The organism is Flagellimonas sp. 2504JD4-2, from assembly GCF_053642935.1.
Genome location: NZ_JBSIOV010000001.1, coordinates 788321 through 803912, shown reverse-complemented (window position 1 = coordinate 803912; position 15592 = coordinate 788321). Strand labels below are relative to the sequence as shown.

Here is a 15592-nt window from a genome sequence, read left to right as displayed (position 1 = left end):
GCAGTAATCCAATATTTGTACCTTTGCGCCATCTAAAATTTCATTTGATGACCCAAAAGTTTCCCAGACTTTTTCTTGTTCTTCTGGCCATTCTTTTTGTTCTCAACCTTGTACAAAGCTATTTTACCGAGCTTATTTACGACGAAGCCTATTATTGGTACTACGCACAGCATCTGGACTGGGGCTATTTTGACCACCCCCCAATGGTTGCTTTTTTGATTAAGTTGAGCAGTCTCTTTTTTGATGGGGAACTCGGAGTGCGTTTTATGAGTTGTGTACTTTCTGTAGGAACATATGCCTTTCTTTGGTTACTTATCGACAACCCCAAAAAGAATGATTATATAATCCATTTTTTCCTATTGATGTTCTCAATGACCTTGATGAACGCCTATGGGTTTTTAACCTTGCCAGATACGCCTCTTTTGTTTTTTACAGCGCTGTTTCTTTGGTTGTACAAGCGTTTTTTACAGCATCCCTCATTGTTGATCTCAGTTTTTTTGGGTATTACAATGGCTGCTTTGATGTACAGTAAATATCACGCGGTACTGGTGATTCTTTTCGTATTTCTTTCCAACGTTAAACTGGTTACCGATAGAAAAGCGTGGTTGGCGGTGGCTGTTGCCTTAGTGTGTTATATTCCACATTTCCTATGGTTGTATCAGCACGATTTTGTTTCCATAAAGTACCATTTGTTCGAAAGACCCAACCAGGCATATTCCTTTGAAAAGTTCACATTGGGTTACTTTATAAACCTTATTGCCATTTTTGGACTGTTGTTTTACTGGGTCTATTTATCCCTGATAAAGACCAAATCTTCAGATCAGTTCGTAAAAGCATTGAAGTACCTAACCTATGGGGTGATTATTTTCTTTTTTATATCGAGTTTTAACAGAAGGGTGCAAACGCAGTGGATCATTGTGATTTCCATTCCGATGGCGGTTCTGGCATTCAACCATCTTTTGGAAAGTGCAAAAAGCAGAAAATGGATGCATCGGATGGGAATTGTCAGTTTGGTCATCTTGCTTTATGCCAGGGCTTGGTTGGTACATCAACCCTTAGTTCCTTTAATATTTGAAACCCATGGAAATAAACAATGGGTAAAGACATTGAAGTCCAAAGCGGAAAATGCTCCAATCGTATTCGCAAACTCCTACCGAAGAGCGCCCATGTATGAGTTCTATTCTGGAGAACCCACCTTTTCTTTAAACAACCATATGTATAGGAAAAATCAATATTCCATTGATAATTCAGAAGAACGTGTGCGGCATAAAAGAATTCTGCATGTCACCCAATATCGAAAAAGTGGTGATATTACATATTCATCCCCTTACGGGACAGTTTTTCATGGTGTTTTTATGGATGATTTTCAATCCTACCGTAAATTGCAATGTTTAGTGGCATTGTCAAGTGATTCAACCTCGCATGTATTGAAAGTTTACAATCCATATTCGTTTGACATTCCATTGGACCAATTGAGTTACAAAGTGGCGTACTCCAATAAATACAAAGAGGTGAAACAATTATTGCCAATCAAGGTAGCACCCCTTGCGGACAATCAAATTTTATTGAAATCAAACGATACAGCATATTACAGTTTTAAACTCCCTAAGCCGACAATTGAAAATCCTGGCTATTTTCGAGTTGGTGTATCAGAAAATGGACTTCTCCCTGGACTTAATGGCAAACCAATTAAAGTAAACCGATGAACCCTGTTTATAAAGTAGTGGATTCTTTAGATTGGATGACCATGGTCCTTTTCCTCAGTATGGTGGTACTGGCCCTTGGAAAGTATCTTTTTCAAAACAGATTCTTGAACTTTATTATTCTACCGTTCAATAACAAGTATGTGGTACTCCATAGCAAGAAAGGTCGATTATTGAATTGGTTTCATATTTTGTTGACCCTGTTCCAATTGGTGAACTTTTCGTTATTCCTTTTTCTGGTCGCAAAGACTTTCTTCAATTTTGAAACCGAAGATTTGCTCTTCTTTTTTATAATAATGGGAGGTGTTGTACTATTTCAATTGCTTAAATTGGTGCTCCAGTTGGTCAAGGGCTACATATTCAATACCCAAAACCTGATTGCAGAACTTCTTTTCAATAAAACTTCTTATCTAAACTATAGCAGTCTAATTATGTTTGTGGCCAATGTAATCCTTATTTACATTGCAAATGACTCTAAAATTGTGTTTTATGTGGCTTTTATCTTAATTGTTTCCATAAATGCCATAGGTTTTGTCAAGCTATTAAAGAACTATCAAAAAGCCGTTGTTCCGCATTTGTTCTATTTTATTTTGTACCTTTGCACACTCGAAATCGCACCCCTAGTGATAGTTGGAACCTATCTAAAAGATTGAAAGTTTATGAAAGTAAAGACAATTTTGGTTTCCCAACCTGAACCTAAAATCGAAAATTCACCTTATTCACGATTGATTGAAAAAGAAAAGGTAAAAGTTGATTTTAGACCTTTTATCCATGTTGAAGGAGTTCAAGCCAAAAGTGTAAGGCAACAAAAGATCGATCTCAACAATTTTACCGCCATAATTCTCACAAGTAGAAATTCTGTTGATCATTTTTTCAGGATTGCGGAAGAAATGCGCTTTAAGGTTCCGGATACCATGAAGTATTTCTGCCAATCTGAAGCGGTAGCCTACTATCTTCAAAAGTATGTTGTATACCGAAAGCGTAAAATATATGTAGGCAAGAGAACCTTTAACGAATTGGTTCCCTTAATCAAAAAATATAAGGATGAAAAATTCCTTCTACCTTCATCAGATACTTTAAAGGTTACTGTTCCCCAAGCATTGGACGAGCTGGAAGTTGATTGGAAGCGAGGGATATTCTACAAAACCGTTATTAGCGACCTTTCCGATTTAAGAAATGTCTATTATGACGTTTTGGTGTTCTTTAGCCCATCGGGAATTGAGTCCCTGCTAAAGAATTTCCCAGATTTTGAGCAGAACAACACCCGAATTGCGGTATTTGGAAACAGTACGGTCAAAGCTGCCACTGCTGCAGGTCTTAGAATTGATATTCAAGCGCCAACTCCTGAAACTCCGTCAATGACCATGGCGCTTCAGAAGTATATTACCAGCGTGAACAAATAATAGTTTCTTTTACAGAAATAAAAAAGGCCCGATCATCTGATCGGGCCTTTTGTTTAGAAAGCATATCGTTGCGGACCTCCCCGCCTGATTTCCTCACTGGCATAGGCCTCATACTTTTTGAAATTTTCCCGAAACGCATTCGTCAGTTTAAATGCCGTTTTATAGTAGGCATCATCATTGTTCCAGGTAGCTCTGGGACTCAGCACACTAGTAGGGACTCCCGGGCACTCCCGTGGTTGCGCCACACCAAAAACAGAATGGATATGGTAGTTGTCATAGTTGTACAATCCCAACGCACCACTTAAAGCCGCACTGATCATTGCGCGCGTGTATTTTAATTCCATACGTTTTCCAACTCCATATGGCCCTCCGGTCCAACCTGTATTGATCAGCCAAACATCGACTCCCGATTCCTGCATCTTGTTGCTCAGCATTTCTGCATACTTAGCTGGATGCAAAGGCATAAAAGGAGCTCCAAAACAAGCTGAAAAAGAAGGTTGTGGTTCGACCACACCAGCTTCCGTACCCGCTACCTTAGCTGTATACCCCGAAATAAAATGATACGCAGCTTGCGCTGGTGTCAATTTGGAAATGGGAGGAAGCACACCAAAGGCATCCGCAGTTAAGAAAAAGATATTTTTTACGTTTTTACCGATGGACGGAGTTTGAATATTATCAATATGATGGATAGGATAACTAACCCTTGTGTTCTGGGTGATTGAGGTATCTGCAAAATCGACAGTGCCTTTTTCATTCATGATCACATTCTCTAGGATTGCTCCTTTCTTAATGGCTCCATATATTTCAGGCTCCTTCTCTTTGGATAAATCGATCACCTTGGCATAACAACCCCCCTCAAAATTGAAAACTGCGTTATCCGCTGTCCACCCATGTTCATCATCACCGATCAATTTACGATCAGGGTCTGTTGAAAGGGTGGTCTTACCTGTCCCGGAAAGACCAAAGAAAATTGCGGTATCCCCTCCTTCACCCACATTTGCTGAGCAGTGCATGGGCAATGTGTTCTTGTACACGGGAAGAATGAAATTCAGCGCTGAGAAAATTCCCTTTTTTATTTCTCCGGTATACCCTGTCCCTCCTATCAATGCAATTTTTCTTGAGAAGTTCAAGATGGCAAAATTATGTTGACGTGTCCCGTCTACTTCTGCATTTGCAATAAACCCTGGGGCGTTCACCACTGTCCATTCGGGGTCAAAACCTGCCAATTCCTGCTCGGTTGGCCTTAAGAACATGTTATGGGCAAACATGTTCGACCAAGGATATTCATTGATTACCCTAATGTTCAGCTTGTAATCAGCATCCGCACAGGCGTAGCAATCCCGCACAAAAAGCTCCTTGTCGTTTAGATAAGAGATGACCTTGTCATATAACTTATCAAACTTTTCACTCTCAAAAGGGATGTTGATATTTCCCCACCATACTTTATCCTTGGTGATTTCATCTTCCACAATAAAGCGGTCCATAGGCGACCTTCCAGTAAACTCTCCTGTGTTGACGGCCAAAGCTCCCGATGAGGCTTCTTTTCCCATTTCTTTTTCAATGGTAACTTGATGCAAATCATCAGATGAAAGCTGATAATTAATACGATTGTGGTCGATTCCATAAGGCTTTAACGAAATCGATTTCGTAGTTGAGATAGGCGTACTCATTTAATTAATTTTAAGTTGGTACAAAGCTAGAAAATCTAGTCAGTTCCACCTTAAAATATTGCTTAATTATCTGATTTTTTGGTTAAAACATAAATGCCGAAGAGTGCCCATTTTGTCAATTCAAACCCTACATTCATCAAACCTATATCTGTCAACTTCCCATTTTGCATAATATTAGCCTGAATAATTGTAACACCAAAGTATGAAAATTACATCTGCCACCATTTTTACCACAGCTTTGGTTTTTCTAATGAGCTGTGGGAATAATTCGAGAACCAATAAAATTGAAGATTCCCAATCTACTAAAGCCTCCGTCCTAAAGGATTCAGAAATAAACGTTAGCGAGGAAGTGATAAATGCCATTTGCTTATGGCCAAAAGTTGGCTTACGCGACCACCCAGGCAGAAAAAACACTAAATACCTGACCACCATCTATTTTGGGGAAACTGTTCAATTTCTTAACAAGAGAAAACAAGCAGATGATAATAAAGAATATATTAATGTTAAGCTGTCCGATGGAACCGAAGGTTGGGTCAATGAATATTTGTTTGCCATGGATGGAAAGTTAGGTGTAATTGAAAATGCCACTGAAATATATAAAAGACCTGATGTGATGACTTTTCAGGGAGAAAAAATGGACCCACTTGACATGGTGATGGTTTCGGAAGCCGAACAGGAAGGTTGGTATAAAGTTGTTGGCCCAAAAAAAGAAAAAGAGGGGTGGGTTCAAAATACAGATGACATTATAATGGATGAACTTGAAATTAAAATGGGAATTCTTTATTGGCGAGCACAGGAAGAAACAGGAGTAAAGAAATATGATTTACTGGAAAACATAGTAAATAATCCTGCCTTTGAAAGAACAAAATTAATCACCCTTGTAAACGAGGTTCTATATTCTGATGAGGATTTGCAAGAAGACCATGCTTATATTGACGCGATTGACGAATTCATGAACCTTCCTTCTAATAAACTCGGAATTACTGTCTCATCGGTAAATGTGAGAAGTAATCCTGAGATAGATGTTGACAATGTAGTCTTTCAACTTGAACAAGGTGTCATTTGTAATATCATTGCCCAAAGCGATACTTTGGAAAAAGTAAATAATAACACCGATCGCTGGTATAAAATTAATTACCAAGGTAAAGAAGGATGGGTCTTTGGAAATTATACAACAAAACGAAGAAATTAAAATATTAGACTTTTCTTGAAGCCAATATGTAATAAGCGGTAAAACCCCAACCCAAAATCAAAAGGACACCTCCTATAGGGGTCAAATAGGCAATGGCATTAAAATCAATGCTCATTAAGCTTTTCAATGCAAGCAAGTATATTGAAAATGAGAAAAGAACAGTCCCAATAAATACCATTTGGTATACTCTCCTTTTTTGTCTTTCTGTAATGCCGTTCCACATTCCTAAAAAAAGCAAGAACAATGCATGATACATTTGATAACGAACCCCAGTTTCAAATGATTCTATAGCATCTTGGTCAACAACTTTTTCGAGACCGTGGGCACCAAATGCTCCTAAAATTATGGCAGTCAACCCAAATAGGGTTGCCGTCATCAAAATTGTTTTGTTCATAACTTTGTAATCTTATTTTTTTATAGATATAACAATTTGATACTTTAGTGTCCGTTTTAATCAAAAGTAAATAAAACGCATGGTTCGTACTATTTTGGTTCTTGGAGCAGGAAAATCCACCTCATATCTTCTGGATTATATCCTTAAGAATGCTGAAAAAGAAAAACTTCAGTTGGTTATCGGTGACCTTCATCCTGAAAACATTTCCAAAGATATTTCCTCCCATTCCCATTGCCAAGTCGTTGCCCTGGATATATTTGATGATGACAGCAGAAGAAAATTGATTGAATCATCTTCCATCGTAGTGTCCATGCTGCCGCCAAGGCTGCATATTAAGATTGCCGAGGATTGCATCCATTATAAAAAGCACCTTGTTACCGCCTCTTATGTTAGCAATGAAATTGAGAAACTGAATGATGAAGCCAAGAAAAATGGTCTAGTTTTTATGAACGAAATCGGCCTTGATCCCGGAATCGACCATATGAGCGCTATGGAAGTTATAGACCGTATTCGCAACAGTGGCGGAAAAATCCTTCTTTTTGAATCCTTTACAGGTGGATTGGTAGCTCCTTCAGACGATTCCAACCTTTGGAATTACAAGTTTACATGGAATCCTAGAAATGTGGTCCTGGCTGGACAAGGAGGTGCTGCCAAATTTATTCAGGAAGGTACCTACAAATATATTCCCTATCAGAAACTTTTTAGACGTACGGAACTTGTCGACATTGAGGGATACGGCACATTTGAGGTGTATCCAAATCGAGACTCTCTGAAATACACGAACGCCTATGGCCTCCAAGACGCTCTGACCTTATATCGTGGAACGATGAGACGGGTCGGTTTTTCCAAAGCATGGCATGTTTTCGTAATGCTCGGCATGACGGATGATAGCTATACCATAGAAAATTCCCAGGGAATGTCTTTCCGAGATTTTGTGAACTTATTTCTGCCCTACTCTCCGACAGATTCGGTCGAGTTAAAATTGCGACACTATCTAAAGATAGATCAGGATGATATTCGATGGGGAAAACTGCTCGAATTGGATTTGTTCAATCCTTCCAAGAAAATTCCTCTAAAGAATGCCTCGCCTGCCCAAATATTGCAGTATATCCTTGAAGACAGTTGGACTTTGGAAAAGGACGAAAAAGATATGATCGTTATGTACCATAAGTTCGGTTATGAAATGGATGGTCAAAAAAAGCAGATTGATGCCAATATGGTGGCATTGGGTCAAAACCAGACCTACACCGCAATGGCAAAGACCGTTGGTTTGCCGGTTGCCATAGCTACACTTCAGATTTTAAACAAAAAGATTACCACTCCAGGCGTCCAGATTCCCATAAGCAAAGAGGTATATGAACCCATTCTTTCAGAACTGAAATCTTACGGAATCACCTTTAAAGAGTATGAGGTTCCTTATCTGGGGTACAATCCTGATACCATTGGAAGTTAGTTAATTTCTGTTTTTCGGTATCTTTAGCTTCAATTTAGAAGCTTTGACATGAAAAACGCTAACACTTCAGTAAAGATTGATGGGATTGACAAAAAAATACTCAGGTATTTAATGGAAGATGCCCGTCGGCCAATTTTGGAAATTGCCCGGAACATTGGCATTTCTGGTGCGGCAATACATCAGCGTTTACGAAAGTTGGAGAATTCCGGATTATTGTCAGGGTCAAAGTTCGTCATCAATCCCAAAGTATTGGGATATACCACTATGGCCTATATTGGTATTTTTCTGGATAAGGCAATGTCCAATCCAAAGGCGGTGAAGGAATTGGAAAAAATTCCCGAAGTACTGGAATGTCATTACACCACCGGTAACTGGTCTATTTTGATCAAGGTACTCTGTAAGGATAACGAGCATTTGATGCATGTGTTGAACAAGCGAATCCAACAAATTGAAGGGGTTTCACGAACTGAAACTTTTATTTCCTTAGCGCAACAAATAGACAGGCAAATTCATATCTGATATTTGGATTGAATCTAAATAAGCATTATTTTCGCTTCGTGAAAGTAATATATCGGTCCACATACTACACCTTATACCAGTCGGAGAACGAGCGCTGTTTTTATATTGATTTTGCCCAAAAAATAGTGCGCGTTTCCTTTTGCCAATTATTGGCCATTCGACACAAGGTGCTATCGATTCCCATAGAGCATCATTTCGACAGTGAACTGAACCAGCATGGATTTGAACTTTTACAACTTTGCAACAAAGAGCATCTTTTTATCCTGAACACCTTTGAGGTCCTTGACCTAAAGGAACTTGTTGAGCATGGATTTGCCCTGCTCGGCATTGCTTCAAACAGTAAAGTTTCTGTGGCTTAGCCCTTCTTCTTAGCTAGCTTATTTTTATTCAGTCTTAAATTGCTTTTAAATAGAGGGTTAGCTAAAAAGCGCCTGTTAAATTCCATACTTTTACATTGGAAAATGAATTTTTGAACGATAAACTATTCACAAATGAAGGATATAGCCAGACAATCAATGAGCATTAAAGTGGAATCCATGGATTTGCTCAACAATCAGATAAAAATGGAAGCCCATGCCTCGGCCACTTATTTGGCGATGGCATCATGGTGCGAACAGAACGGTTTTTTCACCAGTGCCAAGTTCTTTCGGAAGCAATCTGAAGAAGAGCGCGAGCATATGATGAAGATTTTTGACTTTTTGATTGATGTGGGTGGAAGCCCATATTCCCCTGAAGTCACTAACTTAAATCACGATTATTCATCCATCGTAGAAGTTTTTGAAACTACTTTGGAACACGAGACAGCTGTAACGCAGTCTATACACAACATTGTTCTACAAGCACGCAAAGTAGGTGACATTACCACTGAACGCTTCTTAGATTGGTTTGTATTGGAACAAGTAGAAGAGGAAAACACCATACGTGATATCCTGGATATGATTTCAGTCACTGGGACAGAAGGTGTGGGATTACAACTCATCGATGACCATGTCGGTAACTGGATAAACTAAGTAACCAGCATAAAAAAACGGAGCATTTAGCTCCGTTTTTTGTTTCTTCTTTTCTCTGTTTGGGTTAATCCCGCCCTCCAAAAACCTGGAAGGCCCAATATACCAAGGAGGCCAATGCACCCAAGGCAGCAACCAAATAGGTTCTGGCGGCCCATTTTAAGGCATCCTCAGCACCAGCGTATTCTTCTTGGCTTACCATATTCTTTTGTTTCAACCAAGCCAAAGCACGGTTACTGGCATCATATTCCACAGGAAGAGTGATGAAGCTAAATACCGTCGCCAATCCCATCATTACCAATCCGGCTACGGCAATGTAATACCCAAGTCCAACTCCAGCGGCTGCGCCCAACATTAATCCCCCGAATACAATCCACGTGGACATTCCAGAAGTAACACTTACCACAGGAACCAATTTAGAACGCATGGTCAGCCACTCGTAAGCTTGGGCGTGTTGCACAGCATGACCTACTTCGTGTGCAGCCACTGCCGCTGCCGAAGCATTTCGTTGGCTATATACTCCTTCACTAAGGTTAACGGTTTTGTTTTTCGGATTATAGTGGTCCGTAAGCATTCCTGGAGTGGAAATCACCTTTACATCGCGGATACCATGGTCATCCAGCATTTTTTGGGCAATTTCTGCACCGCTCATCCCATTACGCAGATGTACTTTGGAATAGTGCTTGAATTTGCTTTTCAATCTGCTGCTTACCAACCAACTGATAAGCGCGATTCCACCAATTAATATATAATATGTCATCATAACTGTTTCGTTTTGTCTTATAAATATACCAACAATACAGCAAAAATCTAGCCATTGCCATGATACTGACATTTTGCTAGTCGGCTTATACTCAAGTCATCAATATTTTAATTTGAGAACAATGACAAAAACAATCAATACTCCCGTAACCGCATTGGCCAAAATCACGGGAAGACTTCCGATGGACATGCCGTAATAAAACCATAGTGCAACCCCCGTGAGCATGACAAGATACATGGATAGGGAAACATCTTTGGCTGACTTATTTTTCCAAGCTTTAAAAACTTGGGGCACAAAAGCAACAGTGGTAAGCGTAGCCGCTAAAAGACCGATGATTTCAGTAGTGTCCATATCATATGGTTAATTACAACATATTATTGCGCACAAAAGACACACCCCTAATGTCCCACTTCGACTGCGCTCAGTACAGGCTCTCAAGGGGACAATGGCATTTATCAACAAACTCATTCGAGCAATTTGTGCAATTCGTGTCAAATTGGAATTCACCCCCAATCATCCCTTCCGTCTTCTGACCATTGGTCAGAATCCACCTTCCCTTAAAAAGGGAAGGAGCTAATTCCAAAAATTATTAAATGACACTTGTGATAATACGTATCATTACACTCAACACCATTTATCCCACAATGTTAACAATCTTGCCGGGAACTACAATCACTTTTTTAGGTGTTCTCCCCTGTAACTGTGCCTGCGTTTTTTCATGTGCCATGACAGTAGCTTCAATATCTTCTTTGCCCATATCCAAAGGCAACTCCAGTTTGAAACGCATTTTTCCATTAAAGGAAATCGGATATTCCTTGCTACTCTCCACCAAATATTTCTCCTCAAACTTAGGGAACGAAGCTTCAGAAATAGATTGGGAATGTCCTAGTTTCTCCCATAACTCCTCAGCAATATGAGGCGCATATGGTGATACCAAAATAGCTAATGGTTCCAAAATGGCTCTGCTGGTGCATTTTTGGGCCGTTAATTCGTTTACGCAGATCATAAAAGTTGAGACAGAGGTGTTAAATGAAAAATTCTCAATATCCTCTTCCACCTTTTTGATCGTCTTGTGCAAGGTTTTTAGGTTTTCGGCAGTGGGTTCCGCTTCGACTTCGCTCAGCGAACCATCTATAAAGGGGGAATAGAGTTTCCATAATTTTTTAAGGAAAGAATGCACCCCGGTTATCCCAGCCGTGTTCCAAGGTTTGGATTGTTCCAACGGCCCTAAGAACATTTCATACAAACGTAATGAATCTGCCCCATACTCTTCACAAATGGCATCAGGGTTGACCACGTTGAACCATCTTTTGGACATTTTCTCCACTTCCCGGCCTACAATGTATTTTCCATCTTCCAGAACGAACTCAGCTTCTTTATATTCAGGTTGCCACTTTCTTAAACCTTCTATATTAATTTCATCAGAAGTATTTACCAAATTGACATCAACCCTCAATTCTTCCACTTCGTAATCCTTTTTTAAACCAAAGGAAACATATTTGTTGGTCCCCGATATCCTGTAGACAATTGCACTGGTTCCCGTAATCATACCTTGGTTGATCAGTTTTTTGGCAAATTCTTCTTTAGGAGCAATGCCCATATCGAACAAAAACTTTTGCCAAAAACGCGAGTACAATAGATGCCCCGTAGCATGTTCACTACCTCCAATATATAAGTCTACATCCTGCCAATAGTCAATCGCTTCTTGGGAATAGATAGCTTCATTGTTCTGAGGGTCCATATAGCGGTTAAAGTACTGGGAGCTCCCAGCCCAGCCTGGCATGGTATTCAATTCCAGTGGAAAAACCGTTTCGTTATTGCTCAATTGATTATTGACCACTGTGCATTGTTCCGAATCCCAAGCCCATTGCGTAGCATTGCCCAATGGTGGTTCCCCCGTTTCCGTGGGAAGGTATTTCTCCACTTCAGGCAATTCCAAAGGCAAATGCTTATCCGCTATCATTTGGGGCATTCCATCCACATAATAGACAGGGAAAGGTTCTCCCCAGTATCGTTGTCGACTAAAAACGGCATCCCGAAGACGATAATTGATCTTACCTTCACCCTGACCAATCTTTTCCAACTCGGCAATGACCTTTTTTGTTGCGTCTTTATAGGAAAGGCCGTTTAAAAAGTCGGAGTTGCCAATAATCGTTGTGGCCTTGTCCGCAAATGCCTCTTCGGAAATATCCACTCCTTCAAAAATGTTTGGAATTGGAATGTTGAAGTGTTTTGCAAAATCGTAGTCACGCTGGTCACCGCAAGGAACGGCCATAACAGCTCCTGTCCCGTAACTTGCCAAAACGTAATCCCCAATCCAGATTGGAATAGGTTCCTTGGTGAAAGGATGTTCCGCATAACCTCCGGTAAACACTCCTGAAATTGTCTTTACATCAGCCATTCGGTCACGTTCAGAACGCTTAGCGGTAGCTTCTACGTAGGCATCAACGGCTTCTTGTTGTTCTGGTGTTGTGATTTTGGCCACAAGTTCATGCTCTGGGGCCAAGGTCATAAAGCTCACCCCAAAAATGGTGTCGGGACGAGTGGTGAATACTTCAATTTGATATGGGTGATTGCGCGCAGTCGAAATCACATTTTGGTCGCTTCGACTACGCTCAGCGTCCAAATTATCAATGACATTAAATGTTACAGAGGCCCCTTCAGAACGTCCAATCCAGTTGGTTTGGGAATCTTTTAAAGGTTGAGGCCAATCAATAGTGTCCAATCCGTCCAACAAGCGTTGGGCATAAGCCGTGATACGCATCATCCACTGTGTCATTTTCTTCCGGATCACCGGATGTCCTCCCCGCTCCGAAACTCCGTTGACCACCTCATCATTGGCCAGAACAGTACCCAATGCCGGGCACCAGTTCACTTCTGCATCCGCCAAATAGGTCAATCGATACTTTAAAAGCATTTCTTGCTGGGTCTTACTGGAAAAACTTCCCCAATCTTCAGCAGAAAATGTTGGTGTATCGTCATCACAAACAGCATTCACAGTTGTGTTACCTTCTTTCTCAAAAATGGAAATCAAGCTTGAAATGTTCTCGGCCTTACCCGATGCTTTGTTGTACCAGGCGTTGAAGAGTTGAATGAACACCCATTGTGTCCATTTATAATATTTTGGATTTGAGGTCCGCACTTCCCTGCTCCAATCAAATGAAAATCCCAATCGATCAAGCTGCTCTCGATAGCGCTTGATGTTGGTTTCTGTAGTAATTGCAGGATGCTGTCCGGTTTGTATAGCATATTGCTCGGCAGGCAATCCAAAGGAATCATACCCCATGGGGTGTAGTACATTGAATCCCTTGTGTCTTTTGTAACGGGCATAAATATCACTGGCAATATATCCAAGCGGGTGCCCAACATGTAATCCAGCACCGGATGGGTAAGGAAACATATCCAATACATAATATTTTGGCTTGTCCGAACCATTGTGGGCCTTGAATGTTTGGTTATCTGCCCAATACTTCTGCCATTTGACCTCTATTTCCCGAAAATTGTAATTCATTTTATATCTTACTCCGTTGATTTGGCAAAAATAGGTTTAATAGCGCAAAGCGGAAAAGATAAAATGCGCTGTCCTGTAAAGCCCTAAACTTTAGCACAATTGCAAAAATTTACTCGACTATTTTCAATCCTTGTTTTTTGCATAATTGTCCATCAGGCAGATGCCCAACTTGGCTTCTGTGGAGGAAATTCAGGTGACGCCATATTCACTGAAACTTTTGGCACCGGAACCACCAATGGTCCTGCCTTGCCTCCCGGTACCACAACGTATACCTATTCTAATGGTTTGCCAATGGATGGAAGCTACACCATTTCTAGCTACACTGCTTATTACGATTGGTTCGATACCGAAGATCATACCCCTGGAGATGTGGATGGAAAGGCGTTTATAGTGAATGCAAGTTTTACTGCCGGAGAATTTTTTAGGAGAACAATAGATGGTCTCTGCGAGAACACCTCCTACGAATTTTCTTCTTGGTTAATTAACCTCCACCCTGTATCAGGATGCGATGGTAATGGTATCCCTGTAAATGTGAAGTTCGAGATTTGGGACAATACAGACTCGAATTTGCTTGCATCAGGGGATACTGGAAATATTTTTGACAAGAACCGTCCAGTTTGGGAACAGTATGCCCTGGTTTTTCAGACATTGCCGAGCCAAACGTCAGTCATCCTTAAAATGATAAACAATGGTGCTGGAGGTTGTGGTAATGATCTGGCCATAGATGATATCGTTTTTAAGACCTGTGGGGACAGAATTACTTTGACAGATGCCTTCAATAATACAAGATTATATGGGGTGTGTCAAGAGAATTCCCCTACTACGGTGGACTTAATGGCAAATCCTGATTTTTCAGTCTATAGCAGTCACACTTATCAATGGCAGGAAAGCACAGATGGCATAAATTGGGCAGATATTGCTGGGGCAACTAACCAAACCTACTCCTCTCCGTTAATATATGGGGACACTTTTTATCGAGTAAAGGTGGCGGAGGATGCTGTGAATCTTGCTAACCCTAAATGCAATACAGTATCTGATGTCTTCCAGGTTGTTATTGAAGGGAAGCCACAAGCTCCCACATCTAATGGAGATGTTGTCAGGTGTGCTGATTCACCTGGTGGAGTCTCTGCAGCAGTCCCGAGTGGTATTACTGTAGATTGGTATGACGCCCCAACAGGTGGAAATCTTTTGGAGGCCGATAACCTATTTTACGCGACAACAATTAGCGGTACTTATTACGCCGAGGCCGTCACAGAAATTGCTGGTTGTTATTCAGATACAAGAACTGCTGTTTCAATTGCTTATAATGACCTGCCTGTTTTGGAAGATGAAAATCTGATTTTATGTGAGGGCGAATCTTTGGTACTTTCTGCAAACTTCCCAAACGCCACATATTTATGGAGCACCTCAGAAAATACAGCTGATATTTCCATAGAATTACCAGGCACATATACAGTGGTAGTTACTAACGTTAATGGCTGCATGGCAACCAAGACCATTGAGGTTACTCAAATTGACAAACCCCGAGTTGAAGGTGTGGTTTCCAATCATCGGGATTTGACCATTGTTCTTCAAAACACAGGAGATTTTGAATATTCCCTGAATGGATTTACGTATCAAGACAATCCCATCTTTGAAAATCTGACCGGAGGAATTTACACAGCTCATGTTCGGGAAAAAAGTAATTGCGGCATAGTTCAGTTTCCTTTTGTCCATTTGGTCCTTCCCAAGTTCTTTACTCCCAATGGAGATGGGTTCAACGACTACTTCGCCCCAGAAGGCATTACGGTATTTGAAGATTTTGAGATCAGTATTTTCGACCGTACCTCTAGACTTATTGCCCAGTCCACAAGTAAGGACTATTCTTGGGATGGCACCTTCAATAATAAACCATTACCTGCTTCAGATTATTGGTACACCGTTAAAATTGGTGACAATCTATATAAAGGCCACTTTGCGTTAAAGCGCTAATTGCAT

The 15592-nt window shown here is 40.6% G+C and carries 14 protein-coding genes; 9 read left to right on the top strand and 5 right to left on the bottom strand.

What is annotated here, in order from left to right; translation table 11 throughout:
* Window positions 1-47: 47 nt before the first annotated feature.
* From ACULLH_RS03805 to ACULLH_RS03795, 3 genes are read left to right on the top strand one after another with little or no spacing between them, the layout of a single operon-like run.
* Window positions 48-1706 carry an ArnT family glycosyltransferase gene (locus ACULLH_RS03805; protein ID WP_454087397.1) on the top strand — a complete coding sequence of 553 codons (1659 nt, stop codon included), beginning with the start codon at window positions 48-50 and terminating at the stop codon, window positions 1704-1706.
* Window positions 1703-2356, top strand: a complete 654-nt coding sequence (locus ACULLH_RS03800) for a DUF4271 domain-containing protein (RefSeq protein ID WP_454087396.1) — start codon at window positions 1703-1705, stop codon at window positions 2354-2356. The genes ACULLH_RS03805 and ACULLH_RS03800 overlap by 4 nt, the downstream gene beginning before the upstream one ends.
* Window positions 2357-2362: 6 nt before the next feature.
* The gene (locus ACULLH_RS03795; protein ID WP_454087395.1) at window positions 2363-3106 is read left to right on the top strand and encodes a uroporphyrinogen-III synthase; all 744 of its coding nucleotides are present in this window, start codon (window positions 2363-2365) and stop codon (window positions 3104-3106) included.
* A 53-nt stretch (window positions 3107-3159) separates the two neighbouring features.
* Here the strand turns inward: ACULLH_RS03795 and pckA are convergent, their stop codons facing one another.
* The gene (gene pckA, locus ACULLH_RS03790) at window positions 3160-4776 is read right to left on the bottom strand and encodes a phosphoenolpyruvate carboxykinase (ATP) (protein WP_454087394.1); all 1617 of its coding nucleotides are present in this window, start codon (window positions 4774-4776) and stop codon (window positions 3160-3162) included.
* Between the two features lie 349 nt (window positions 4777-5125).
* On the opposite strand from pckA, the gene ACULLH_RS03785 reads away from it, so the two are divergent.
* A complete protein-coding gene (locus ACULLH_RS03785) occupies window positions 5126-5968 on the top strand; it encodes an SH3 domain-containing protein (protein ID WP_454087393.1) in 843 nt (280 codons plus the stop codon).
* Window positions 5969-5972: 4 nt separating this feature from the next.
* Here the strand turns inward: ACULLH_RS03785 and ACULLH_RS03780 are convergent, their stop codons facing one another.
* Window positions 5973-6362, bottom strand: coding sequence for a DUF423 domain-containing protein (locus ACULLH_RS03780; protein WP_454087392.1), 390 nt, complete (start codon window positions 6360-6362; stop codon window positions 5973-5975).
* Window positions 6363-6441: 79 nt separating this feature from the next.
* On the opposite strand from ACULLH_RS03780, the gene ACULLH_RS03775 reads away from it, so the two are divergent.
* The 4 genes from ACULLH_RS03775 to ACULLH_RS03760 all read left to right on the top strand — a co-directional run bounded on the left by ACULLH_RS03775 (window position 6442) and on the right by ACULLH_RS03760 (window position 9344).
* Complete coding sequence (locus ACULLH_RS03775; protein WP_454087391.1) at window positions 6442-7815, top strand: saccharopine dehydrogenase family protein; 1374 nt, start codon at window positions 6442-6444, stop codon at window positions 7813-7815.
* Window positions 7816-7863: 48 nt separating this feature from the next.
* Window positions 7864-8334 carry an Lrp/AsnC ligand binding domain-containing protein gene (locus ACULLH_RS03770; RefSeq protein ID WP_454087390.1) on the top strand — a complete coding sequence of 157 codons (471 nt, stop codon included), beginning with the start codon at window positions 7864-7866 and terminating at the stop codon, window positions 8332-8334.
* 38 nt (window positions 8335-8372) lie between these two features.
* Entirely contained in the window at window positions 8373-8693 is a 321-nt protein-coding gene (locus ACULLH_RS03765; RefSeq protein WP_454087389.1) for a hypothetical protein, read from the top strand.
* A 132-nt stretch (window positions 8694-8825) separates the two neighbouring features.
* Complete coding sequence (locus ACULLH_RS03760; protein WP_454087388.1) at window positions 8826-9344, top strand: ferritin; 519 nt, start codon at window positions 8826-8828, stop codon at window positions 9342-9344.
* Between the two features lie 64 nt (window positions 9345-9408).
* Here ACULLH_RS03760 and ACULLH_RS03755 read toward each other — a convergent pair whose 3' ends face one another.
* The 3 genes from ACULLH_RS03755 to leuS all read right to left on the bottom strand — a co-directional run bounded on the left by ACULLH_RS03755 (window position 9409) and on the right by leuS (window position 13615).
* The gene (locus ACULLH_RS03755; RefSeq protein WP_454087387.1) at window positions 9409-10104 is read right to left on the bottom strand and encodes a zinc metallopeptidase; all 696 of its coding nucleotides are present in this window, start codon (window positions 10102-10104) and stop codon (window positions 9409-9411) included.
* A 99-nt stretch (window positions 10105-10203) separates the two neighbouring features.
* Complete coding sequence (locus ACULLH_RS03750) at window positions 10204-10455, bottom strand: SemiSWEET family sugar transporter (RefSeq protein ID WP_454087386.1); 252 nt, start codon at window positions 10453-10455, stop codon at window positions 10204-10206.
* A gap of 283 nt (window positions 10456-10738) precedes the next feature.
* Window positions 10739-13615 carry a leucine--tRNA ligase gene (gene leuS / locus ACULLH_RS03745; protein ID WP_454087385.1) on the bottom strand — a complete coding sequence of 959 codons (2877 nt, stop codon included), beginning with the start codon at window positions 13613-13615 and terminating at the stop codon, window positions 10739-10741.
* 99 nt (window positions 13616-13714) lie between these two features.
* Here leuS and ACULLH_RS03740 point away from each other — a divergent pair, with 99 nt between their 5' ends.
* Entirely contained in the window at window positions 13715-15586 is a 1872-nt protein-coding gene (locus ACULLH_RS03740) for a T9SS type B sorting domain-containing protein (protein ID WP_454087384.1), read from the top strand.
* Window positions 15587-15592 lie beyond the last annotated feature (6 nt).

What these genes read in the sequence shown, in the direction of transcription:
- ACULLH_RS03805 (WP_454087397.1), top strand. Translation starts at nt 48, where the DNA reads ATGACCCAAAAGTTTCCCAGACTTTTTCTTGTTCTTCTGGCCATTCTT.
- ACULLH_RS03800 (WP_454087396.1), top strand. Translation starts at nt 1,703, where the DNA reads ATGAACCCTGTTTATAAAGTAGTGGATTCTTTAGATTGGATGACCATG.
- ACULLH_RS03795 (WP_454087395.1), top strand. Translation starts at nt 2,363, where the DNA reads ATGAAAGTAAAGACAATTTTGGTTTCCCAACCTGAACCTAAAATCGAA.
- pckA (WP_454087394.1), bottom strand. Translation starts at nt 4,776, where the DNA reads ATGAGTACGCCTATCTCAACTACGAAATCGATTTCGTTAAAGCCTTAT.
- ACULLH_RS03780 (WP_454087392.1), bottom strand. Translation starts at nt 6,362, where the DNA reads ATGAACAAAACAATTTTGATGACGGCAACCCTATTTGGGTTGACTGCC.
- ACULLH_RS03775 (WP_454087391.1), top strand. Translation starts at nt 6,442, where the DNA reads ATGGTTCGTACTATTTTGGTTCTTGGAGCAGGAAAATCCACCTCATAT.
- ACULLH_RS03770 (WP_454087390.1), top strand. Translation starts at nt 7,864, where the DNA reads ATGAAAAACGCTAACACTTCAGTAAAGATTGATGGGATTGACAAAAAA.
- ACULLH_RS03760 (WP_454087388.1), top strand. Translation starts at nt 8,826, where the DNA reads ATGAAGGATATAGCCAGACAATCAATGAGCATTAAAGTGGAATCCATG.
- ACULLH_RS03755 (WP_454087387.1), bottom strand. Translation starts at nt 10,104, where the DNA reads ATGATGACATATTATATATTAATTGGTGGAATCGCGCTTATCAGTTGG.
- ACULLH_RS03750 (WP_454087386.1), bottom strand. Translation starts at nt 10,455, where the DNA reads ATGGACACTACTGAAATCATCGGTCTTTTAGCGGCTACGCTTACCACT.
- leuS (WP_454087385.1), bottom strand. Translation starts at nt 13,615, where the DNA reads ATGAATTACAATTTTCGGGAAATAGAGGTCAAATGGCAGAAGTATTGG.